The sequence below is a fragment of the Methylobacterium sp. E-065 genome, from assembly GCF_022829605.1.
GTDB lineage: Bacteria > Pseudomonadota > Alphaproteobacteria > Rhizobiales > Beijerinckiaceae > Methylobacterium.
The window spans coordinates 19167-40821 of record NZ_JAKSYD010000296.1 but is presented as its reverse complement, the minus strand read 5'-3'; the positions used below and the strand labels follow the sequence as shown (position 1 = coordinate 40821).

Annotated in this window: 21 protein-coding genes and 1 pseudogene; 11 read left to right on the top strand and 11 right to left on the bottom strand. The window is 68.3% G+C overall.

Annotation, left to right across the window (positions count from 1 at the left end; genetic code table 11):
- Positions 1–59: 59 nt before the first annotated feature.
- The 3 genes from MKK84_RS34115 to MKK84_RS34105 all read right to left on the bottom strand — a co-directional run bounded on the left by MKK84_RS34115 (position 60) and on the right by MKK84_RS34105 (position 3646).
- Positions 60–1568, bottom strand: a complete 1509-nt coding sequence (locus MKK84_RS34115) for a malonate--CoA ligase (protein WP_243927274.1) — start codon at positions 1566–1568, stop codon at positions 60–62.
- 224 nt (positions 1569–1792) lie between these two features.
- Positions 1793–3202 carry a malonyl-CoA decarboxylase gene (locus MKK84_RS34110; RefSeq protein ID WP_243927272.1) on the bottom strand — a complete coding sequence of 470 codons (1410 nt, stop codon included), beginning with the start codon at positions 3200–3202 and terminating at the stop codon, positions 1793–1795.
- Between the two features lie 252 nt (positions 3203–3454).
- Positions 3455–3646, bottom strand: coding sequence for a hypothetical protein (locus MKK84_RS34105; RefSeq protein ID WP_243927271.1), 192 nt, complete (start codon positions 3644–3646; stop codon positions 3455–3457).
- A 348-nt stretch (positions 3647–3994) separates the two neighbouring features.
- On the opposite strand from MKK84_RS34105, the gene MKK84_RS34100 reads away from it, so the two are divergent.
- Complete coding sequence (locus MKK84_RS34100) at positions 3995–5161, top strand: MFS transporter (protein ID WP_243927269.1); 1167 nt, start codon at positions 3995–3997, stop codon at positions 5159–5161.
- 157 nt (positions 5162–5318) lie between these two features.
- Here MKK84_RS34100 and cobD read toward each other — a convergent pair whose 3' ends face one another.
- Entirely contained in the window at positions 5319–6338 is a 1020-nt protein-coding gene (gene cobD, locus MKK84_RS34095; protein WP_243927267.1) for a threonine-phosphate decarboxylase CobD, read from the bottom strand.
- On the opposite strand from cobD, the gene cbiB reads away from it, so the two are divergent.
- Positions 6330–7313 (top strand): adenosylcobinamide-phosphate synthase CbiB, encoded by a 984-nt coding sequence (gene cbiB, locus MKK84_RS34090; protein WP_243927265.1) that lies wholly within the window; start codon positions 6330–6332, stop codon positions 7311–7313. The genes cobD and cbiB overlap by 9 nt on opposite strands.
- A 148-nt stretch (positions 7314–7461) precedes the next feature.
- On the opposite strand, the gene MKK84_RS34085 is transcribed toward cbiB, so the two are convergent.
- Positions 7462–8253 (bottom strand): DUF502 domain-containing protein, encoded by a 792-nt coding sequence (locus MKK84_RS34085; RefSeq protein ID WP_243927263.1) that lies wholly within the window; start codon positions 8251–8253, stop codon positions 7462–7464.
- 130 nt (positions 8254–8383) lie between these two features.
- On the bottom strand, positions 8384–9313 hold the full coding sequence (locus tag MKK84_RS34080) for a sugar kinase (protein WP_243927261.1): 930 nt from the start codon (positions 9311–9313) through the stop codon (positions 8384–8386).
- Positions 9314–9925: 612 nt separating this feature from the next.
- On the opposite strand from MKK84_RS34080, the gene MKK84_RS34075 reads away from it, so the two are divergent.
- A complete protein-coding gene (locus tag MKK84_RS34075) occupies positions 9926–10927 on the top strand; it encodes a PAS domain-containing protein (RefSeq protein WP_243927259.1) in 1002 nt (333 codons plus the stop codon).
- Positions 10928–11252: 325 nt separating this feature from the next.
- Here MKK84_RS34075 and MKK84_RS34070 read toward each other — a convergent pair whose 3' ends face one another.
- Positions 11253–11675: a MucR family transcriptional regulator gene (locus MKK84_RS34070; protein ID WP_243927257.1), complete on the bottom strand. Its 423-nt coding sequence runs from the start codon at positions 11673–11675 to the stop codon at positions 11253–11255.
- Between the two features lie 825 nt (positions 11676–12500).
- Between MKK84_RS34070 and MKK84_RS34065 the strand changes: the two genes are divergently transcribed.
- On the top strand, positions 12501–13880 hold the full coding sequence (locus MKK84_RS34065; protein ID WP_243927256.1) for an HdeD family acid-resistance protein: 1380 nt from the start codon (positions 12501–12503) through the stop codon (positions 13878–13880).
- Positions 13881–13917: 37 nt separating this feature from the next.
- On the opposite strand, the gene MKK84_RS34060 is transcribed toward MKK84_RS34065, so the two are convergent.
- On the bottom strand, positions 13918–15144 hold the full coding sequence (locus MKK84_RS34060) for a serine hydrolase domain-containing protein (protein ID WP_243927255.1): 1227 nt from the start codon (positions 15142–15144) through the stop codon (positions 13918–13920).
- Between the two features lie 333 nt (positions 15145–15477).
- Between MKK84_RS34060 and MKK84_RS34055 the strand changes: the two genes are divergently transcribed.
- From MKK84_RS34055 to MKK84_RS34030, 6 genes are all read left to right on the top strand, one after another.
- Entirely contained in the window at positions 15478–15804 is a 327-nt protein-coding gene (locus MKK84_RS34055; protein WP_243927254.1) for a DMT family transporter, read from the top strand.
- A gap of 287 nt (positions 15805–16091) precedes the next feature.
- Positions 16092–16886 (top strand): septal ring lytic transglycosylase RlpA family protein, encoded by a 795-nt coding sequence (locus MKK84_RS34050; protein ID WP_243927447.1) that lies wholly within the window; start codon positions 16092–16094, stop codon positions 16884–16886.
- A gap of 106 nt (positions 16887–16992) precedes the next feature.
- Positions 16993–17136: a hypothetical protein gene (locus MKK84_RS34045; protein ID WP_243927473.1), complete on the top strand. Its 144-nt coding sequence runs from the start codon at positions 16993–16995 to the stop codon at positions 17134–17136.
- Positions 17137–17325: 189 nt separating this feature from the next.
- Positions 17326–17919, top strand: coding sequence for a cell wall hydrolase (locus MKK84_RS34040; protein WP_243927253.1), 594 nt, complete (start codon positions 17326–17328; stop codon positions 17917–17919).
- 158 nt (positions 17920–18077) lie between these two features.
- Positions 18078–18269 (top strand): hypothetical protein, encoded by a 192-nt coding sequence (locus tag MKK84_RS34035; protein ID WP_243927252.1) that lies wholly within the window; start codon positions 18078–18080, stop codon positions 18267–18269.
- A 357-nt stretch (positions 18270–18626) separates the two neighbouring features.
- Positions 18627–19055 (top strand): hypothetical protein, encoded by a 429-nt coding sequence (locus tag MKK84_RS34030; RefSeq protein WP_243927251.1) that lies wholly within the window; start codon positions 18627–18629, stop codon positions 19053–19055.
- Positions 19056–19062: 7 nt separating this feature from the next.
- Here MKK84_RS34030 and MKK84_RS34025 read toward each other — a convergent pair.
- Positions 19063–19365 (bottom strand): annotated as a pseudogene (locus tag MKK84_RS34025) (transglycosylase SLT domain-containing protein); the annotation flags it as partial.
- A gap of 254 nt (positions 19366–19619) precedes the next feature.
- On the opposite strand from MKK84_RS34025, the gene MKK84_RS34020 reads away from it, so the two are divergent.
- A complete protein-coding gene (locus tag MKK84_RS34020) occupies positions 19620–19880 on the top strand; it encodes a hypothetical protein (RefSeq protein WP_243927250.1) in 261 nt (86 codons plus the stop codon).
- On the opposite strand, the gene MKK84_RS34015 is transcribed toward MKK84_RS34020, so the two are convergent.
- On the bottom strand, positions 19858–20055 hold the full coding sequence (locus tag MKK84_RS34015) for a hypothetical protein (protein ID WP_243927249.1): 198 nt from the start codon (positions 20053–20055) through the stop codon (positions 19858–19860). The genes MKK84_RS34020 and MKK84_RS34015 overlap by 23 nt on opposite strands.
- A 458-nt stretch (positions 20056–20513) precedes the next feature.
- Positions 20514–21644, bottom strand: a complete 1131-nt coding sequence (locus MKK84_RS34010) for a methyltransferase domain-containing protein (protein WP_243927248.1) — start codon at positions 21642–21644, stop codon at positions 20514–20516.
- Positions 21645–21655 lie beyond the last annotated feature (11 nt).

Genomic DNA, 21655 nt, shown 5'->3' with positions numbered 1-21655 from the left:
TTAGAACGACGGAGGAACTCTTTCGTCGGCTGCGGCGGGAACCCGACTGAGAGCCTGGATCAGCCCCGATACAGCCCCGCATGCGTCTCCCGGAGGAGGTTCTTCTGCACCTTGCCCATGGTGTTGCGGGGCAGCTCATCCACGAACAGGACGCGCTTGGGGCATTTGAACCGGGCGAGGCGGCCCTCCAGGGCGCCCTGCACGCCGGCTTCGTCCGGGCAGCCCGGGCCGCCGACCACCACGGCGGTGACCGCCTCGCCGAAATCCGGGTGGGCCAGGCCGATCACCGCGGATTCGACTACGCCGGGCAGCGCGTCAATCTCGGTCTCGACCTCCTTCGGGTAGACGTTGAAGCCGCCCGAGATGATCAGGTCCTTGCCGCGCCCGACGATGTGAACATAGCCCCGCCCGTCGATCTTGCCGAGGTCGCCCGTGATGAAGAAGCCGTCGACCCGGAATTCGGCGGCGGTCTTTTCCGGCATGCGCCAGTAGCCCTGGAACACGTTCGGGCCCTTCACCTCGATCATGCCAACCGAATCCGGGCCGAGCATGCGCCCGCCCTCCGGCTCGACCACCCGCAGGGACACGCCCGGCAGCGGGAACCCGACCGTGCCGGCGACCCGGTCGCCCTCATAGGGGTTCGAGGTGCTCATGTTGGTCTCGGTCATGCCGTAGCGCTCGAGGATGGCGTGGCCGGTGCGGGCCTGCCAGTCCCGGTGCGTCTCGGCGAGGAGCGGGGCCGAGCCCGACACGAACAGGCGCATGCCCCGGGCCGCCTCCGGCGTCAGGCCCGGCTCCTTCAGGAGGCGCGTGTAGAAGGTCGGCACGCCCATCAGCACGGTGGCCCGGGGCATCAGGCTCAGGATCAGCTTCGGGTCGAGCCGGGGCAGGAACAGCATGGAGCCGCCGCTCGCCAGCACCGTGTTGGTTGCCACGAACAGGCCGTGGGTATGGAACACCGGCAGGGCGTGGATCAGCACGTCGTCGGCGGTGAAGCGCCAATAATCGACCAGCGTCCGGGCGTTCGACGCGAGGTTGTCGTGGGTCAGCATGGCGCCCTTGGAGCGCCCGGTCGTACCCGAGGTGTAGAGGATCGCCGCCAGATCCTCCGGCCCCCGGGGCATGTCGGCGAAATCACCGTCCTGCCGGTCTGCCGCCTCGGCGGCGCTGCCGCTGCCCGCGGCGTCGAGCGTCCAGATCTGCCGGACGCTCGCTGCGGCCTCGGCGAGCGCGTCGCGCCGGCCCGGATCGCAGACGAACACGGTAGGCTCGGCGTCGCCCAGGAAATAGCCGATCTCGGCCGGGGTGTAGGCGGTGTTGAGCGGCAGGAACACCGCCCCGGCCCGGACGACGCCGAGATACAGAAAGATGACCTCCGGGCTCTTCTCGACCTGCACGGCCACCCGGTCGCCGGGCGCAACGCCCGCCGCCCGCAGGGCCGCCGCGTAGGCGCCGGAGCGGGCGATCAGCTCCGCGTAAGCGTAGCGGCGGCCCTCCGGCGTCTCGATCACGGTCTTGGCGGGATCGGGGACACCGTCCCGGATCAGGGAGAAGAGGTGATTGGTCATCGGGCGGCTTGGGCTGCTGGCGGCTTGGGCTGTTGCGGGCCTTCGTGTCTTCCGCACCCATAGCCGCCTCGGGGGCCTCCCGGCGAGCCCTTTCCGTTTCTCGGCCTGTTTGACCCCGACACCGGGTTTCCAAAGGGCCCTGCCCTTTGGTGGGTTGTCAGGGCAAAGCCCTGACGGACTCCAGCACTGCATCGCTCTGCTCGCGAGGCAGCGTGGTCCGCTCCTCACGCCTCGGCGAGCACCACGGCGCGCGGCGGCGGCAGCTTGGCGCGCAGCTCCCGGCTCACCGCGGGAGAGGCCACGACCGTGCCGAGATTGGCGTAGGTCTCGTGGTTCCGCTCGATGGCGGTGAGGTCGTAGAGGTAGTTCACCATCAGGCCGTGAGCCTGGGACAGGCCCTTCTTCGAGGTGTCGCCCAGGAAGTTGATCCGCTCGAGCCGCGCGCCGTTGCCGAGATGGAACCGGGCCACCGGGTCCAGGGGCCGACCGCGCGCGTTCTTGGCGCGCAGGAAATACGCGGCGGCGGCCGGGATCAGCGCCTTGCGCACCGCCTCGGCCTTCGCCTTGTCGGCGTGCCAGTCCGGATCGTCCAGCGCCCGCAGGGTCTCGACATCCTCGGGAAGCAGCCCCTGCGGACTGTCGGCCCGGCGCTCCCGGGCGAGCCACGCGGCGAAGCCCGGCACCGGCGAGAGAGTCACGAAGGTCTTGAGGGTCGGCACCTCGCGGGTCAGATCCTCGACCACCTGCTTGATCAGGAAGTTGCCGAAGGTGACGCCCGCGAGCCCCTTCTGGCAGTTCGAGATCGAGTAGAAGATCGCGGTCGTCGCCGCCTGCGGCTGCAGCGGCTTGCGCTCCCGTGACAGGATCGGCGCGATGGCGGGGGCGATCTCCCCGGTCAGCGCCACCTCGACGAAGATCAGCGGCTCGTCGGCGAGTGCCGGGTGGAAGAACGCGAAGCAGCGCCGGTCCGGCGGCTCGATCCGGGCGCGCAGGTCGTCCCAATCGGCGATGGCGTGCACCGCCTCGTAGCGGATGATTTTTTCCAGGATATGGGCCGGCGTGGTCCAGTCGATGTGGCGCAGCACCAGGAAGCCGCGGTTGAACCACGAGGCGAACAGGTGCTCGAAGTCGCAATCGAGGCTGTCGACCGCGTCCAGCAGGGCAGGATCCAGGGTCTCGCCGGCGCGCAGGGTCTGGCGCAGATCGAACAGGTCCTCACGCATCCGCACGAGGCTGAGCGTGCCGCCCCGGGCGAGGTTGAGACGGCGGATCAGCTCCTGGCTGCGCGGCTCCGCCGCATCGTGCAGGGTCCCGAGACGGGCGCGCGACGGGTCAGCCCGGTAGGCGGCGATCGCCTCGTCGACGGCGGCGTGATCCGCGTCGAAATCCAGCGCGATGGCCCGCAGGAAGGCGTGGCGTTCGGCCGGTCCGAAGCTGGCGTAGCGGTCGAGGATCAGGCGGGCCAGAGCCACCCCGGAGGCCTCGCCGCGCCGGGATATCAGATCCTCGCACAGCTTGACGAGGTCTGCGGCATTCGCCCGGGATCCGAGATCGCCGCGGCCGATGCCGATCAGGTCGCGGCCGCGCTCGCTGATGGTCTGAAGGAGGTCGCCGAAGAAGGAGATCGCCGCCATGACCTTCGCACTGACCCCCGTCGACCCGAACTCGAAACGCGCCCCGCCCGGCGGGCTCGCCGCTCGGATGCGTGCGCCGCCCGATCCGGCGCCGCCCACCCGCGCGCCGGGGAGGCCGGATCAGCCCCCGATCCCGTCCGGCATCTTACGGCGCCGCGCTCGCGGCGACCAGAGCTTGACCAGTAGCGAAGTGCGACGGGCGACCTTGCAAATGCTGTGCGAAGGTCGTGTGACGGGCCGGGGCCTTTGAGCTCAGGCGCGCTCGGCCACGGTGGCGAGGTCGGCCCGCTCCCGCCAGTCGCCGACGCCGTGCTGGCGGGCGAAGCGAAGCTCGGCCGCGCGACGGGCGCGCTCGGGATCGCGGGCCCGCGTGATCTCGACGGAGCCGATCGTGAACGGCACCCCGAGGATCTCCTTGGCGAAGTCGATGCGGTAGTTCGGCATTCCGTACTCCCTGTTCCGGCGGCTCCGGATGCGTCCGCACGGAACGAAACCGCCCTCTCGGTCGTAACCCGGATCTACAGCCTCTTGGACTCGGCGCCCGGATTCCGTGCTGCGCGACACCCGCCCGCAGGCCGGCAACGCACGCCGTGTCGATTTCATATGGTGCGGTGGCTTCACCCGTGAAGAGGCGCGCCCTCCCCCGGCAGGGATGCATCGCCGCAGCTTGCCGGCCGGCAAGCTCTGCCCGTAGAGCCTCGCGACCCGCACTTCTCGCTCCCTCCCCCTCGACGATACGGACCCGACCATGGCCCATCCGCGGCGGCAAACCAGCCTGCGCTCGAAACAGCCGTGACCACGTCCCTCGACGCGAAGGCCCGGTTCGGCCTGACGCTGATCGCCGGCGGCGCCGTGGCCAACATCTACTACAACCAGCCGCTGCTCGGCCTGATCGTCGCCGAGTTCGGCGACCGTGCCGCCCTCTGGGTGCCGACCACCGCGTTGGTCGGCTACGGGCTCGGCATCGTCGGGCTCGTGCCGCTCGGCGACGCGCTGCCGCGGCGCGCCCTGATCGTGGGGCAATGCCTCGCCCTCGCCGTGGCGCTGCTGGCGGTCGGCCTCGCCCCGAACCTCGCCAGCCTCGCGCTCGCCCATCTCGTCGTCGGCGTGCTGGCCAGCGCGGCCCAGCAGGCGGTGCCGTTCGCGGCCGAGCTCGCGCCGGATGCCAGCCGCGGACGGGTGGTCGGGCAGGTGATGACCGGGCTGTTGACCGGCATCCTGCTCGCGCGGACGGCGAGCGGGTTCCTCGGTGCGAATCTCGGCTGGCGGCCGGTCTTCCTCATCGCGTCCCTGCTGGCGCTCGCCATGGCGGGCATCGCCCAGGCGACCCTGCCTCAGACCGTGCAGACGCACCCGCTGCGCTACCGCGCCCTGATGCTGTCGATCCTGCACCTCGCCCGGAGCCAGCCGGTCTTACGCACCGCGAGCCTGTCGCAGGCGCTGCTGTTTGCCGCCTTCAACGCCTTCTGGGCGACGCTGGCGCTCCTGGTCGAGGGGCCGCCCTTCGGGCTCACAGCGGCCGGCGCCGGGCTGTTCGGGGTGATCGGCGTCTGCGGGGCCTTCGTGGCGCCGCTCTCGGGCCGGTTCACCGATCGCAAGGGCGCCAAGCCCGTGGTGCTCGGGGGCAGCCTGATGGTCGCCCTGTCCTTCGTGGTGCTCTGGGTCGGGGGCGCGTGGTCGCTGATCGCCGTGGCGCTCGGGGTTCTGCTGATCGATATCGGCATGAACGGCGCGCTGATCGCCAACCAGACCCGGGCCTATGCCCTGGTCCCGGGGGCGCGGGGGCGGATCAACACCGTGCTGTTCACGACGCTGTTCGTGTTCGGGGCGCTCGGCGCCTATGCCGGCTCGCAGGCCTTTTTGCTGGTCGGCTGGCCGGGTGTCTGCGCGGTGGGGCTGGTGTTCTCGGCGCTGGCCGTAATCGTGGCCGCGCGCGATCCGCACGGGCGCGGTCCGTAAAAGACAGGGGTTGCCAAAGGGCTCAGCCCTTTGGCGGGGGGTTCGGGGCAGAGCCCCGATGTCGGGGTCGCCCGAACCCAGCAGGGCGTTGCCCTGCACCCACGCAAGGTCCCGGACCTTGTGGATCCATGATCGTCGAATGCCGAACCGCCCGCATCTACTTCAGAACCCGCGACAGCCGGCACCAGCTCGTCTTGTCGCCCGGCAACCCGAAGCGCAGGCGCTCCGGCCGCTCGGCGAAGCGGCGCACGGCAATGCCCGCCGCCGCCAATCGCCGGTAAAGGTCAGGCCCCTCCGGAAAATCCGCGGTCCGGAACAGGCATGTGCCGCCGACGACCTGCCCCCCGCCCCGGGCGATCATCCGGTCAAGCCGGGCCGCATCCGCCGCCCGTGCCCGGGCGGCCTCCGCGCGCCAGTCCGCATCCGACAGGGCTGCGGTCCCGATCGCCAGGGCCGGGCCGGACACCGCCCAGGGCCCGAGCGCCCCTGCGATCCGCATCGCAGTGCCCGGCTCAGCGACCGCGAAGCCGAGGCGGAGGCCCGCGAGCCCGTAGGTCTTGCCGAAGGAGCGCAGCACCACGAGACCCGGCCCGACATGCGGGCACAGGCTCTCCACCGGCTCGAGATCCGCGAAGGCCTCGTCGGCGACCAGCAGGCCACCGCGGGCGCCGAAGGATTCGGCGAGCGCCCGGCGCTCGGCCAGCGGAAAAGTCCGCCCGTCCGGGTTGTTGGGATCGACGATCACCGCCACCCGGGTATCGCCGAGCGCGTCGATATCCTGGACCTCCGCCACCGCGTGCCCGGCCCGGGCCCAGGCGGCGGCGTGCTCCGCATAGGTCGGACCCAGGACCGCCACCCGGGTCGGCGCCAGGAGCCGGGGCAGCGTCTCGATCAGGATCTGGGTGCCGGGGGCGGGCACGATATGGGCGGCATCCGGCGCGCCGTAAGCCGAAGCGGCAGCCGTCCGCAGGGCCTGAACTTCGGCAGCCTCGGGAAGCCGCGTCCAGGCGCTGGCCTCCACGGGCGGCACGGGATACGGGATCGGGTTGATCCCCGTCGAGAGGTCGAGCCAGGGTTTCGGCGCGTCGGGGAAGGCTTGTCGGAGTCCTCCGAGATCGCCGCCATGGGCGATCGCGGCGCGCTCCCGCGCGGAAAAATTCCACCCCGAATGGTCCATCCGCCTGAAACGCTCGCCGTGCTGGCCCTCGCCCTCGGGATCGAGGCGGCGGCCGGCTATCCGCACGCGCTCTACAGGGCGGTCGGCCATCCTGTCACCTGGATCGGCCGGCTGATCGCCGCCCTGGAGCGGAACCTCAACCGCGGCTCCGCGCGGCGCCGCCGGATCGCGGGCTGCCTCGCTCTGGCGCTGCTGCTCGCCGCGGTGGGGCTGCCGGCTCTGGCCCTGACGGCGCTTGCGGGCCTCGCCGGTCCCCTCCCCGCCTTGGTCCTGCTCGGCCTCGCCTGCGCGAGCCTGCCGGCCCAGCGCAGCCTGCACGACCATGTCGCCGCGGTGGAGACGGCCCTGCGCGGTGGCGGCCTGGAGGCCGGGCGGCGGGCCGTGGCGATGATCGTGGGCCGCGATCCCGAGCGCCTCGACGAACCGGCGGTCTGCCGCGCTGCGATCGAGAGCCTGGCGGAGAACTTTTCCGACGGGATCGTGGCGCCGGCCTTCTGGATCGGCGCCCTCGGCCTGCCGGGCGGCGCGCTCTACAAGGCGATCAACACCGCCGACAGCATGATTGGCCACCGCACACCCCGCTACGAGGCCTTCGGCTGGGCGGCGGCCCGGCTCGACGACGGCGTGAACCTGCCGGCCTCCCGCCTCGCCGGCCTGCTGATCGCGGGGGCGGCGCTCCTGCGCGGCGCCGATGCGCGCGGTGCCGTCCGGGCGATGGCCCGCGATGCCCGCCTGCACCGCTCGCCCAATGCCGGCTGGCCGGAATCCGCGATGGCCGGGGCGCTCGGCCTGAAGCTCGCGGGGCCCCGCGTCTATGACGGCACCCTCGTGCCCGACGCCCATATGGGCGACGGCCGGGCCGCGGCCGCGGCCGACGACATCGCCCGGGCGCTGGTCCTCTACCGCACGGCCTGCTGGCTCCAGGGCGGGCTCGTGCTGGCGCTGCTCGGCATCTGGCTGGCGGCAACCAGCTGATCGTCGCCCAGCCTTCCGGGGGCAGACGTCATGGTTTCGAAAGGTCGAGACCTTCCGCGGGTCCAGGGCGTTGCCCTGGTAAAGCTCTCAGGGCTCCGCCCTGAGCACCCGCCAAAGGGTTGAGCCCTTTGGAAACCCGGTGTCGCCGTCAGGCGTCCTGCGGTTCCCGCTGCGTGGCCGCGCCCGGGTGGTGCGCGGCCCGCAGGGACGCCGCCATGGCGTTGAGCCGGCCCTGCGGATCCTCCGGCTGGATCACCCCGGCCGACATCACCAGCTTGGCGGCGTCATCGACACTGATATGAAGCTCCACCACCTCGGCCCGCGGCAGGTAGAAGAAGAACCCTGTGGTCGGGTTGGGCGCGCAGGGCAGGAACACCCCGACCATCTCGTCCGCAGCGGCGCCCTTGGCCCGGAGCGCGCCCTCGACCTCGGGGGCGGCCGGGGCCGACAGGAACACCACCGACCACGTGCCCTTCACGGGGAACTCCACCAGCCCGACCGTGCGGAACGAGGTGCCGTTGGCCGAGAACAGGGTCTCGAAGATCTGCCGCAGGCCCTTGTACAGGCCGGAGATCACCGGGGTCCGAGCCAGCAGCACCTCGCCGAACTCGATCACCGAGCGGCCCACGAGGTTGGCGGTGAGGAAGCCGAGCAGCGTCACCGCCAGGAACGCGATGACCAGCCCGAGCCCGGGAATCGAGAACGGCAGGTAATGGTCCGGCAGGTAGCTCGCTGGCACCAGCGGCTTCACGAAGGAATCGATCAGCGCGATGAACCACCACGTGATGTAGGTGGTGATCGCCAGGGGCCCGGCCACGATGATGCCGGTGAGGAAGTAGGTGCGCAACCGACCCCGGGCGCTGACCCGGGTCTTGGGGATTCCACCGGGCGCGGCGGCGTCGGGCTCGGGAACCTGGATCGGCGATGGACTCGGCGCCACGGCTGCCCTCTCGGCCGCACGAGGCGCGGCGATCCTGCTGCGGGGGTCGTCCCCCACTGGCACAGGTAGCGGCTGCGCTTGCCGGTCTCAAGGGCGGCCCGTTTCACGCACGGGCCGTCCTCCGCTGCGGTCAGGCGCGCGATCCGGGGAGATCGAGATCGGGCATCGCGTCCCGGGGAATCACGGCGCCGCGATGCCCGATCACGGTGCCGGCGAGGCGATGAGCCCCGGCCGCGGCCGCCTCCGGGTCCAGCCCGGCGAGGCGGGCGGCGAGATAGCCCGCCGCGAAGCTGTCGCCCGCAGCCGTCGTGTCGACCACCCGGGCGACCGGATTGGCTGGCACCACCGAGTCAGACGTCCCGTGCAGCACCCGGACGATGGGCGTGGAGCCGATCGAGGTCTTGAGCACGATCTCGGCCTGGCCGCGGTGGCGCAGCACCGCATCCTCGCCCTCCGCGCCGAACAGCCAGTCCAGATCCTCCACGGAGGCGAAGATCAGGTCGGCCTGCGCCAGGGCCTCCCGGAACGCGGCCTGGGCGACTTCCCAGACGGGCCAGCCGCGGGGCCGGTAATTGGTATCGAAGGCGACGCGCCCGCCCCGGGCGCGCAGGGCCGCCAGGGTCTCGAACAGGGCCGCGCGGCCGGTCTCGCCGTAGAGCGAGAGGCTGATGCCGGAGAGGTAGACAAGGTCGTAGGCTTCGAGCGCCGCCCGGGTCGCGGCCGCGCCCGGCTCGGTGAACAGGTCCCGAGCCGCCGCCTGATCGCGCCAGTAGTGGAAGCTGCGCTCGCCGGCCGCGTCGGTGCGGATGATGTAGAGGCCCGGCATCCGGCCGGGCAGACGCCGGACCTCGCCGAGGCCGATCCCCTCGCGGCCCCAGGCCGCCGCCATCTCGTCGCTCCAGACGTCGTCGCCCAGCGCCGTCACGTAGTCGACCGCGACGCCGAGGCGCGCGAGGTAGAGCGCGGTGTTCAATGTGTCGCCGCCGAAACCGCGGGCGAGGCTCCCGTCCGGCTGCTCCGACAATTCGACCATGCATTCGCCGATGCAGGCGACGCTCATACGGCTCCTCCCTGATGCTCCATTCGCTCCCCCACAACCCGGGGCCGCTTGTCAACCGCCGGCCACTCCTTGGCGAGAAGCTCGGATCATGCTCGATGGGATAATTTGTATCAATCTCAGAAAATTGATCACGAAAAATGCTATCACATTCGATGCAAAATGAAGCATGTGGCTTAGAAGAAAAGTAATATCGAAATCCAACGCATTGCTGCCATGTCGAGCCGCGTCAAAAAATATTGAATATATTTTGCATAAACGGATCGGAGATGCGACAGTCGCATTAGTATGAGTTATGAAGCGTCCTCGCCCTGCGGCTCGGTCCCGGGTCGACGCGCGCCTCAACCGGCGTCGGTTTCGGCATCCGCCCTCGGCGGGGAATGGGCGGGCGGGGGGTGTCTTCGTGTTCGGGGAGCCTGTGGGTTGTGCGCCGGCATGTTCGTTGTTGCGAGCCAAGAGGGGCTATGAAATGCTTTTCGCGGATCTCCTTCTGATCTCCGACGAGCATCAGGTCTTGTCGCGCAATCGTTTCGTCAGTGAGTCGACATACGCCTGTTGTGGCGGGCGCTCGAACGATCCAGGCACGCCGGTATGTTTCATTCTGCTTTAAGCGCCTTGACATTCTCAGCCGGGGAATTTCTGGCCATTACGGAAAGTCGAGGCGTCAGCGGCGCCTGGAGCTGGGTTTTCACGGGTGGTGAGCAGATCTGGTCGCCGGGTTTCTACCGTCTGCTCGGTCTCGTGCCCAATGCCACGAAGGCGAGCTACGAGCTGCTGCTCTCCCTGGTCCATCCGGAGGACCGGCACCGGTTGCCGTCCCTCGCCGATGTCCGGCAGGGCCACGTGCCGGGGGAAGCGATCGTTCGGGTCATCCGCCCGAACGGCACGCAGCGTACCCTGTCGCTGACCATGGAGGCGCGCTTCTCGGCCGAGGGGCGGCCGGTGGCGGTCAGCGGCACGGCGCTGGACGTGAGCGACCGCGAGCAGCGGGCCCATGCGCGGCATGACGAGCGGCGGCGACGGGCCGCGCTCTACCAGACCCAGCACATCGCGAGCTTCTGGGTGGGCGTCGACCGCGTCCGCGAAATGCCGTTCGAGATGGCGCAGGTCCACGGTCTGCCGTTCGAGGAGATCTGCAGCGATCCCTTCCTCATGATCGTGCCCGAGGAGCGCGGGGCCTTCCGGGCGATGGCCGAGGAGCATATCGAGCAGCGCACGCTCTATCAGGCGACCGCCCACGAGCGCCTTGCCAACGGGGATCTCGTGCACTTCCGGATCTTCACGATGCCGATCTGGGATCCCGACGGGACGTATCTTGGGCGATGCGGTCTCAAGTATCCGCTCGGCGTCGGCGTTCTCATGCCGGCGCCCCTGCGGGCGGGCTTCGAGCAGTCCGTGGCCGGCCGCCACCTGCGCGCCGCGCGGGCCATGCTGGACTGGTCGATGATGGATCTGGCCCAGGCGAGCAGCCTGTCGCATTCCACGGTCCGGCGCCTGGAAGAGGACAGCGAGCACCGCGGCAGCCGCTCGCGTCTCCAAGCAGTCGAGGCCCTGCGCCGCGCCGGCGTGCGTTTCCTCATCATGGATGATGGCACCCTGGCGGTCGCCAAGGCCTGACATGACGGCCGCCGGGGACCTCGGCCCCGGCGAGGTTCGCTCCGAGGCGGGCGGCCCCGACCGATCCCGGTCCGCACCCGACGATCTCCATCGGGCCTGTCGCTGATCGTGCGGCCCTGTCCTGTGGCTCCGGCATCGCGCGCCACGTGTTGGAGTGGCCGCCCTGGCGTGACCCGGCCCGGCCGCCTTGCCGAGCCCCCTCGACAAGGCGGAGTCCGGATCCCCCGGGGCATCGGATCCCGGTCGCGCGTCGCCCCAGCGCGACGCTCCGGCGGCCGGCTCGTGTCGGTGCCGGTGACGAAGCGACCGCGGGGTGAGGCTGGCCTCAGGCCGCCTTGTGGCCGAGCTGGATCGCCTTGGCGATTTCGGACCGCTTGGCGGCGTAGCCCGGGGCGACCATCGGGTAATCGGCCGGCAGGCCGTACTTGGCCCGGTACCGCTCGGGCGTCAGGCCATGGGCGGTGAGGTGACGCTTCAGCGTCTTGTAGGGCCGGCCGTCGATGAAGCTGATCAGGCCGTCATGCTGGATCGACGCTTCGATCTGAGCCGCGCTCGGTCCGGTCCAGGCGGAGCCCGACGTGCCGGTCTGCAGAACCGTGATGGCCGTGTGAACCTGATCGATCAGAGCCGGCAGTTCCCCCGCGCCCACAGCGTTCCGCGAGACGTAGGCCGCGACCAGAGAAGCCGTGCACTTGATCAGATCGGTATTGAGATCTGAAGACTTTTCATACAGGTCAATCGTGTTCATGAAGGTCCCCCAGGTACGCGACGAAGCAAAACAATCCGCAGAGAAGCCGAAAACCGATGATCGGATCGGAATTCCCCCGCCCGATCCCTGCCGGACTGCTTCTGATATGCCAACATTGGCACCTAATGATACAAAATCGGGACTAAATGTCTACCATTTCTCTAGAGATGTTCTTTGAACAGTTTCTAATCGTCTGCGTTAACATGAGGTTGTACGCAGAAAATCTGCAACAAATATTGTGCCCGTCCCACGATTGAATGGCATCGGGCCGACGATGACTTCAAACGGCGATCCAACGACCGACCGTGAACGCACGAATCAGTCACGAGATGGGCGGCGGCGCGACGTGTCGGGCCGGTGGGGGCATCGCGCGGGCGTCGGGACCGAGATCAATAGTCTGGAGGTCTAGGGCTGCTCGAAACTATTCGCGGGACGCCGTTCGCCCTCGGACAGGCGCCCGGCCCGGCTTAGGGGCATCGCCGACAGATCGGGAGGGGAACGAGGGGGTGTTTAACGGCGGGCGTGCGATGATGTCCGTCCGGGTCGGATCCGGCGCCGCACTTCTTCAGATGTCGTAAAGACTATCCCGTTGCGAATCGGGCGCGCTGCCCCCGGTCCGGGGTTCGTTAAGACATCCCTCAGCCCCATTGTGGAAGTTGCGTCCGAAGAACCGCGCAAAACTTCCGATTATCGACTGTCTCGCGTCCCGCCATTTCGGTCCGGCCGCGTCTGTGCGAGAGATCCTTCTCTGCGCATCCTTGAGGCCGACCGTTCATGTCCGGACCGCGTTCGACGTCCCTTCCGCGCTCCCCCGCGGTGCCGACCGTGTCCGGGATTGCGGATCCGGTGGGCGGCCGGATGGCGCCGCTCTGGCTGCTGCTCGTGGGACGCGCGGCGGTGGGCCGGCACTGGCGCTTCCTCCTGTCGGTCGGCCTCCTGTGGGCGTTCGCCGGCATCGTCGTGGTGGTCGATTCCCTCGACGGGGCGATCCACGTCCCGGACCGGTGGTTCGGCGTGATCCTCCTGATCGACGGCCTGATCTCGCTGGCGGTCAGCGCGCTCGTCACCGGCACCGCGCGCCGGATGCGCCTGTTCCAGTTCGTACTCCTGACCATCATGGCCGTCCTGATCCTGATGGCCACGCGGCACAGCAACTTCCTGCTCGCCATGATCTTCGGCATCGCCTTCACGGTCGACGGCCTGGTCCGGATCACGATCGCGAGCCTCCTGAAATTCGCCGGCTGGCGGGCCTCGGTGGCCTTGGGCGCGCTCAGCGTCGCGTTCGGCGTGTTTCACCTCCAGCCGTGGCCGACGTGGTATGCCGGCACGGTCGGCTACTGCATCGGGATGTTCCTGATCCTGAGCGGCACCAACCTGACGCTGATCGGCCTCCGGGCGCGGCACCTGCGCCGCGCCGCGCCGGAGCCGGATGCGGCCGAGCCCGGCAGCCTGACGGTCTATGTCTGGACCCCGACCGGGCAGGCGACCACCCCGGCCAGCCAGCGGCTGATCCGGCGCTACGTCGCCTCGGTCGATCAGGCCGGCCGGTTCTCCACAGGCCACGCGGCCTTGGGCCAGAGGGCTTTGGGCCAGGGGGCTTTGGGCCAGGGGGACGACCTCTATATCAGCCACTATCCCGCGGTGGAGATCGACCGTTCGCCCGCCAATCTGCGCTCGAGCCTGCGCGCCGGGCCCGAGAACGACGTGCCGGGGCGCTTCCTGCCCTCCCATGACGCGGAGGTGGCCGATTGGTGCCCGCCCACCGTCGCCGTCACCCTGAACGGCATCGATGCCGTGCGGCTCCGGGCGTTCTGGGCGGCGTACCGCCAGGACACCACCTACAATTTCATCAGCCGCAACTGCTCGACCACGGCGGCCCGGGCGCTCGACGTCGCGATCGAGGGGGCGTTCAGCCGCGGCGGCCATCCCTGGCGGCAGCTCGCCACGGCGCTGACCACCCCGGAATTCTGGGCGGCCGCCCTGCTGCGCACCGGCGCACGGTCGATGACCTGGACTCCGGGCCTCGTGCTCGACTACGCGCGGGCGCTCAGCGCGCTGATCGATCCGGCCTCGCCGGTGCCGTCCATCGCGTGGCGGCGCGTCGGCTGGCGGCTCCTCCGCAACTGGCGGGCGCGGTCCCTGGCCCGGCTGCACCAGATCACCGGGCGCCCCACCCTGCCGGATGCCGGGCCGACCGAGGCCTGAGCGCGGCCCCGCCCGCGTCCGGATCGGGCGTGTCCGCTCAGCGCGATGACGGTCCGGCGAGGTCGGCCGCGATCGCCTGCATCACCGCAAGCGTGTCGAGTTCGTCCTGCTCGGCCCCGTGATCGCTGAGCTTCACGATCACCGTGCCGGCCCGGCGGTTGACGTAGACGTACTGCCCGTAGACGCCGATCGCCGAGATGTCGTCGTCGTCGCCCCCCGGCGCGTGCCACCACTGGGCCGAGTAGGGCCAGCCGTCGACCGCACGCTTGGCCGGCGTCATGATCCGCTCGATCCAGCGCGCCGGGATGATGCGGTTCTCCCCGGCCCGGCCCTGGTCGGCCACGAGCAGCCCGAGGCGGGCGAAGTCGCGGGCGGTGGCGTTGATGCAGCAGAACGCCTTCTCGATCCCCCCGGGCCGGTCGAGGTTCCACGTGGCGTCGGCCTGGGCGCCCATCGGCTTCCAGATTCGCTCCGACAGGATGTCGGCCAGCGGCCGGCCCTCCGTCCGGGCGAGGATCAGGCCGAGGAGTTCGGTGTCGATGCTGCGGTAGCGGCCCTCGCTGCCGGGCTTGAACGCGAGGTGCGCATGGTCGCGCACGAAGCCCGCGATGTCCTGCGTCAGGTACATCCCGGCGGTGCCGGTCAGGGGGCGCGCGGGATCGTAGTTCTCCGGCACGGCGATCCCGCTCGCCATGTCGAGGAGGTTGCGCACGGTGATCTGGCCGAAGACCGCGCCGTTCTTCAGCTCCGGCAGCAGGGCGGAGACGCGATCCGTCTCCGAGAGCCGGCCCTTGGCCACCGCGGTGCCGACCAGGAGCGAGACGATCGATTTCGCCACCGACCAGGACGGGAACAGCGTCGCCGGCCCGGTGCCGGCCCGCTGCCACTCGTGGATCAGCGCCCCGTCCTGCACCACGAGGAACGCGTTGGTGTGGGTCGCGGCCAGCACGTCCCCGAGCGGTACGGTCCGCCCCTTCCAGGGGACGCGATCGAGGATCGGGCGCGGCCGGGACGGCAGGTCCCGGGCCTGATCGGGGGCCTTCACGACCCGGCTCGGGAACCATGGTCCCACCGAGGACGGCTCGATCACGGCGAGCGCCGCCAGGGTGACGGGGTTCGGAACATTCAGCAGCGCGCAGGCGGCCCAGGCGCAACCCGCGAGTGCGGCTGTGCCCGCCGCCGCGATCGTGGCCCAGCGGCGACCCGCGGGGCTGCCCCTGCGCCGTCGGGCCGGACTGTCCGGGAGCGCGGGGGACGCGGTCATGTCGGCTCTGATTCGCTCTGGATCGCCACGCTGGCGGGGCCGGGGTCGCAAGGGGCGGGGCCACCATGGGCAGGAGGGCTTAACGAAAGCGCCACGCCGGGGATGGGAGCGCGATTCACGAAGGTTCGCGCCCACGGCGCCGGCTTGGACAGGGTCATGGCTTCCAGGGATAGGTATCCGGTGTCGACCCGCGAAGTCCTGCCGGAGAAACGAAACAGACTTGCCGCGGCCGCCCGATCCTTCGGTTGCTGAGGCTGTCCGATTCGCGGCAGATCTGTACACCGGTCCCGCCTCGAATTCACGAAGCCCCGTGCGCAGGAAGCTCACCCCGTCATGAATCCGTTCCTGCTCCTCGGACTCGCCATCGGCGCGGAGGTCACCGCCACCCTGGCGTTGAAGGCCGCCGACGGCCTGACCCGGCCGATCCCGACGCTGATCGTGGCCCTGGGCTACGGGACCGCCCTGTGGCTGATGTCGACCAGCATGGACATGCTGCCGATCGGGGTCGTCTACGCGATCTGGTCCGGAATCGGCATGATCGGCGCCGCGATCGGCGGCGCGTGGCTCTACGGCGAATCGGTGAGCCCGACGATGCTGGTGGGTATCGCGGTGATCACCGTCGGCGTGACCATCCTGGCGGCCGGCCAGGGCCAGCACTGAGACCAATCGCCGGATTCCGACCTCAAAGGTCCCCGTCCCGGACGCCTGGACCGCGCGTGGCCACCGGGGCGTTTCATGGCCGTGGCTGCGGCGCGCCGCGCCATCGAGCGAGGCGCGATTCGGCGGGTTGACCTGCATCCCCATGCAAACAGCGGCCAGGCTTGGCTGTAGATGCAGATCTGGAAGCTCGGAAGTATAAGATTCTGCGCCTTTATCAGTCATCGGGAACTGAGTTGCCCGTAACGATTTATGTCCACCGCAGGTATGGTTAATCTTCGGTGAAGGCCATGATTGGGTCGGCTGGCCAAAAACGCTATCGGCTGGCGCATATGCTGCTTGCCGTCTCCGCAGCCCTCGTACCCAACCTTGGGGGCGGCATGGCTCAGGCGGCAGAGGCTCGGAGCCAGGACGCCGTCGACCGATCGGCCGGTGTGAAGCGCCCAGCGCCCGTCTTCACGTATCGTCAGTTCACGACGAAGCTACCGCCGCTTGCACCGACGCCCGACATGGCCGGTCACGTCGAAGCCACGGCGTTTGATCCGTCCGGAAGGCCGTCCGTGCCGCCACCGGATCCCGTACTCGGTCAAGACCGGGCGGACAGGCAAGAGCGGGCGGACAGGATCGGCAATACCGACCCAGCCACCGATACTGCCTCAGCGCGGACGGATCTGCCGGCCGTTCAACGCGGACAGGACGCGTCATCTGACGGGTCGAGATCAACAGCGGCAGGCACGGACCGTTCGCGTCAGCCCGGATCGGCCGACGAACAGCATGCCGATGCCGGCAAAGCCAAGTTGATCGGGAGCGGCCGGGCGAGTTGGTATCAGCACACAGGTAAGACGGCGAGCGGGGAGATCTACAATCCCGACAGGCTGACGGCCGCGCATCATACGTTGCCCTTCGGCACGTTGCTCAAGGTCGTCAACAAGGCCAATGGCCGATCGGTCACCGTGAAGATCACCGATCGTACCAACGAGCGCACCAAGATGAAGCGCAATTACGCCATCGACCTGTCCCGTGCGAGCGCCCGGAAGATCGGCCTCGACGGGATCGGGCAAGTTGCCCTGTACAAAGTCGATTGATGCGGCCCGATGGCTTGGGCCGGTTACCCGGCCGCCGCGCAGGTCGCTCGTCTCCGCCCGACCATCCTGCACCGCCGGCGCCGCGGTTCAGAACCGCCCGGCAAGGGTGAGCCGCACCGCCGTGGGCTCCACCGGGTGGAACACGCGGTCGATCAGCCCCTCGGCCGGCTCGCCGGGCAGGCGCGAGACCTACACGGAGGTGATCTGGTCGGACTTGCTGTTCGTCAGGTTGAGCGCGTCGAACGAGTAGCCTCGCCCGGGCCGGTTGTCCGCCCCTGTGGTCTTCCGGCGACGGTCCCACCGGGCGCATTGCGCCGGGCCCGCCTGCCACATCCTCGCCGCGAAGGTACGGTCACGCTTGCGGGACGCCCTGTCGCGGCGGGGCGCCGGCAATCGCCGGACGGCATGAAGCGGCTGAAACAGCACGGAGCACACCTGCATGCAGGGTAGCGAGCGGACGAGAATCGGTTTTGTCCTGATGGTGGCGGCCGCAGCCTGCGGCCTGGGCGCGTGCAACACGTCCGCCCCGGTGCTCACGACGGGCTCGATTTCCGGCCACGCAGTGCCGCTGGCGGTCAGCGATGCCGAACGGGACTGCCTGGGCCGCGCCATGTACTTCGAATCGAACCGGAGCGACGCGGGCGGGCTGATCGCGGTCGGCACCGTCGTGATGAACCGGCTGGAGAACGCGATCTTCCCCGGCGGCATCTGCGCGGTGGTCGGCCAGCCCGGACAGTTCGCCGCGGGGGTCCTGACCAAGCCGATGCAGGAGAAGGAGCTGCAGAAGGTCGCCGACGCCGCCGACGCCGTCCTGGCGGGCGAGCGCCACCCGCAGGTCGGCAAGGCGATGTATTTCCACACCGCCGGGCGGCACTACCCCTACGGCAACATGCATTACGTGGCCGTCGCCGGCGGCAACGCCTTCTACGAGAAGCGCAACACCCGTACGGCCAAGCCTGACACCAAGCCCGACACGGTGGCCTCCGTCTCCATCCCGACCTTCGCGGCCGCCCCGATGGCGCCAACGCCGTAGCGCTCCGCGGCGGATCCCGGTGCGGCCCGGGGCGCCGCTCGCGCCGCGTGGTTTCGCGTCCGTGGATATTGGTCCGCCCCTCTGTTTCTGCGGGATTATTGAAGCGGCGCATAAAGCTGAGGTTGTAGTTTGGCGATCGATCGGGGTATGGCATCGCAATGCCAGACGATGCCGGTTTTGACCGCATGGTGAGAGCCGCCATCCGCACGCACCAGCTGATGTGCTCTCATGGCACGCCTGCAATGCAGCTCCTGTCCCGCCTGCTTCTGATGGAAATCGGCTTCGCGATCGCGGCGCGGCCCGATGACGATCGTGCGGCCAACGACAATCCGGACGAGGCTGACGATTAGGGTGCTCTGAGCCGAACCGAACCGGGCGCTGCGTCGGAAAGCGTTTTTTTACAAGACGTTAGAGCCGAACCCCTTGTGCCGCGCTCTGTTGGCGCCAAGGCGCCGACCCGTGACATGCCCCGCCGTGGCTTGGTCGCCCGCACGGACGATCCGACGGGATGGGAGCAGACGGCACGGTTGGCCTCTGCCAGCCGGCTTCGACCGACGCATTTCGCCCGGAAACCCGGATCGACTGCCCGGCGCGGGGTCGATGACCGCGAATAGGCCGGTGAAACTGTTGATTGAACCTGTCGGCCGAACATGCGGCATTTACACCGGAGGACAACGGTCTAGCGTGTCGGTAGAAACGACTTACGCGTGACGAATGGTGGACCGATGATCGCCGACCGGGTCGCGCTCGCCGGTGCGCTGCTCCTGCTGAGCATCGCACCATCGGCGGCCCAGCTGCGGCGCCCCCTGACGTGCACCGAGGACTCGGCGATCGATTTCGCGACGCCCAGCCTACCGGAGGGCGCGAAGCCGCAACCGCGCAAGGCCCGCACCTTCTCGCTGGTCTCCAGCGGCGGCCTGCTCACCGTGATCTCGGCCGGGCGCTCCGATTATTACGAGTGCCAGCCCGCATCGCCGCGGCTGAACGAGCGCGCGCCGCGCAACGCGATCAAATGCCAGAACGGCGTCTACTTCTTCCTGATCGATCTCAACACGCTGAACTTCGTTGAGGCGCAGCTGAACCCCGAGGATCGCACGGAGGTCAAGGTCAGTACCGGAAGCTGTCGGGGTCTGTGAGCCGGGCTCATCGGCAGAACCGAGCCGCGGCCGGGGTCCATTGCCCGAAGCCCGTCGCGACCATGTTGGTCATCACCCGGCAGATATAGACCTTCTGGGCCGCGTTGTTGTTCGGCCCGGCGTGGTAGCGCGCCACGGCCAGGGTCCAGCTGCCCTCCCGCTGCTTCAGTTCCTTGAGGAACTGGGTCGCGTATTCGACATTCGCGTGCGGGTCGATCATGGCCTCGACCGAGCTGAACTTCCCGCCATGGAAATGGTGGTTGATCTGCATGCAGCCGAGATCGATCAGGCGCACGCCACTTCGACGTGAGGCCCCAACTCCACCGGCAAACTGTCCTGGTCCCCCGTCTGGAATGGCCCGCGCGCGACAGAGCCGACCGGGGGTTGTTCAAAGGAAATTCAAGGCGTCACAGGTGTGCAGATCGGATACTGCAACTTCCCCGTTAGTCGCATTCGTAAGGGGTGGACGCTATCGAGGGGCAGCGCTGTGGGCCGCTCGTGCGATGGCGTTGCCCATTGCGTATAGGAAGCTGTGAAGGCGAAGCGTTCCTTGGGCTCATTCACATGGAAGACGATTGCGATTTCGAGCACTCCCCGTTGTCGGGGAAATTCACCCGCGGTGACATCACCGTCGATGTCGAGATTTATCGCACCGCCGGCACGTGGGATGCATGGCGAATGGAAGTGGTCAGCATTTCGGGGGGCTGCACCCGCTGGCATGAGCGCTTCGATACCGAACAGGATGCCTATCGAGCTTTCTTGGCGATGGTGGACGCGGATGGCCTTGCATCGTTCGCCGGCGCTAAGCCGAAGCTGCGGCACTGACTAAGAGCTTATCCAGCTCAAACCGCGCTACCTCGCACTCGTTGGGCTCGATGCCTGTGCGATGCATCAGGAAATTGGTCAGGCGGTCGAACGCGAGTGACATGGCACCCTCGATGGCGCTGAAACCCACGCAGACCGGCGGCACGACCAAGCGCTCGGCCAGCACCTTGCCCACGTGAGGCATCTCCGAGCTGGCCGCGCCGCTGTTCGTCGTTTCAGAGACCTACGATATCGTTATCTCTACGCCCTTGCGTAGCTCCGAACGGCTGTGCCTCTTCCTGGCATGCGCTCGATCTTCGCCGTTGTCTTTCTCGTTCTCATTGTCACAGATGCCGCTGCTGAAGAGCCCGCCATCGGGGGGCCCGTCGTGGCCGGTGCGTTCGGCATGAGCGGAGCGGACTATTACGGTGACGTTCGCAGCCATATGCCGTTCACGCGAGAGTCGCCCCCGCAGCCGGTCGGTATGGTTGATATCGAGCGCGTCCGGGCTGCTCGCCGCCGCGCGGAGGTCGCCTCGCGACTTGCCAGGCATCGTCGACATCGGCCTCAGGGTTAACTAGAACTGCTTGCCCCTCGCGGGTCTATGCTAGCATACCAGAATGAAGCCTAGCCTCGCACGCACCTGATCGGCTGTTAAAACTCGCCGGCCTTAATCTTACCGCCCTCGAACAAGGCTGGCGTTCCCAACATTCTGCGCGCTTCAGCGAGCAGGACGATATGCTGAACAGCTGCTGAGCCCGTGGACGGGACCGATCGGCTCGCTTCGGCGATCAAATTCTGGAACTTCCTTCGGTTGAGACCCCGCCAGTTCGTGCTTCCCCGTATAGCCTCTAAGACGGTCTGCATGGCCTCAATCCGGGATTCTGCCTCAACGAGACGGGCGACTGTGTTCTCGGCGAATTGGAGCCTGTTCAAAGGACTGCCTATAATCTGCCGGGACTGTTCAGCCAGTTCGATAATGACGCGATCCATCAATTGCTTGCGCATAGCTTGAAGGTCGCTTTGCGGTAGCGTTTCTCGGCCCTTCCGGAGCCAAGCGTAGAACTCCGTAGCCTCAGCTTCAGCTGCCTCTTCGACACAAAGGTCGATGTAGCCCGCTGCCGCGAGTTCCAAAATCATAAGCTGGAAACTCGCTGGCACGAACACCCAGGCATGCGCGTCGGTATAGTCCGGTAGTCCCGCCGCAAGTCGCCAATTTGGCTCGTCTATAACTGAAGATACCGGAACCACTGGTCGGGTGTCCTCGCCGTGCCAAGCTCCTTCACCATTTGGCTTGTGCGCCATATTTAGTGCGTAGTCGATGTGGGTGCGGGCCGAGTGGCGATCTCGGCGCTGGTAGAAGGCTTCGATTGCATCAGCGGTTGAGGAGAGGTGTCTATAAAAGTCGAAGCACTTCCGCTTGTCAGGCACGGCCAAGATTATGATGCCGTTCGGCTTGATCAGCGTCTGCGCGGCCTGCAAAAACGTCACAATATCAGTGGTATGTTCGATGACGTGGCTGGCGATGAAGGCGTCGAAGGTGCCGTGCTGATCCGCTGGTAGGGCATCAGCGATCGATCCGCCCTTCCAGACACAGTCGACCTCTTCGATCTGAGCGATATCTTGATCAGCGTACTTGGCCAGTAGTTCCTCATGGGACGCATGATCAACCACGAGGGTGTTCCAACCGTCGCGCTTAGGTGCGAGTGGACTGAAGCTAGGCCCAATTTCGATAATGCGCGCGCTCTTCGTCAAAGATCGCAGAAGGCGTTGTGTCCGATCCATGCACACCTACT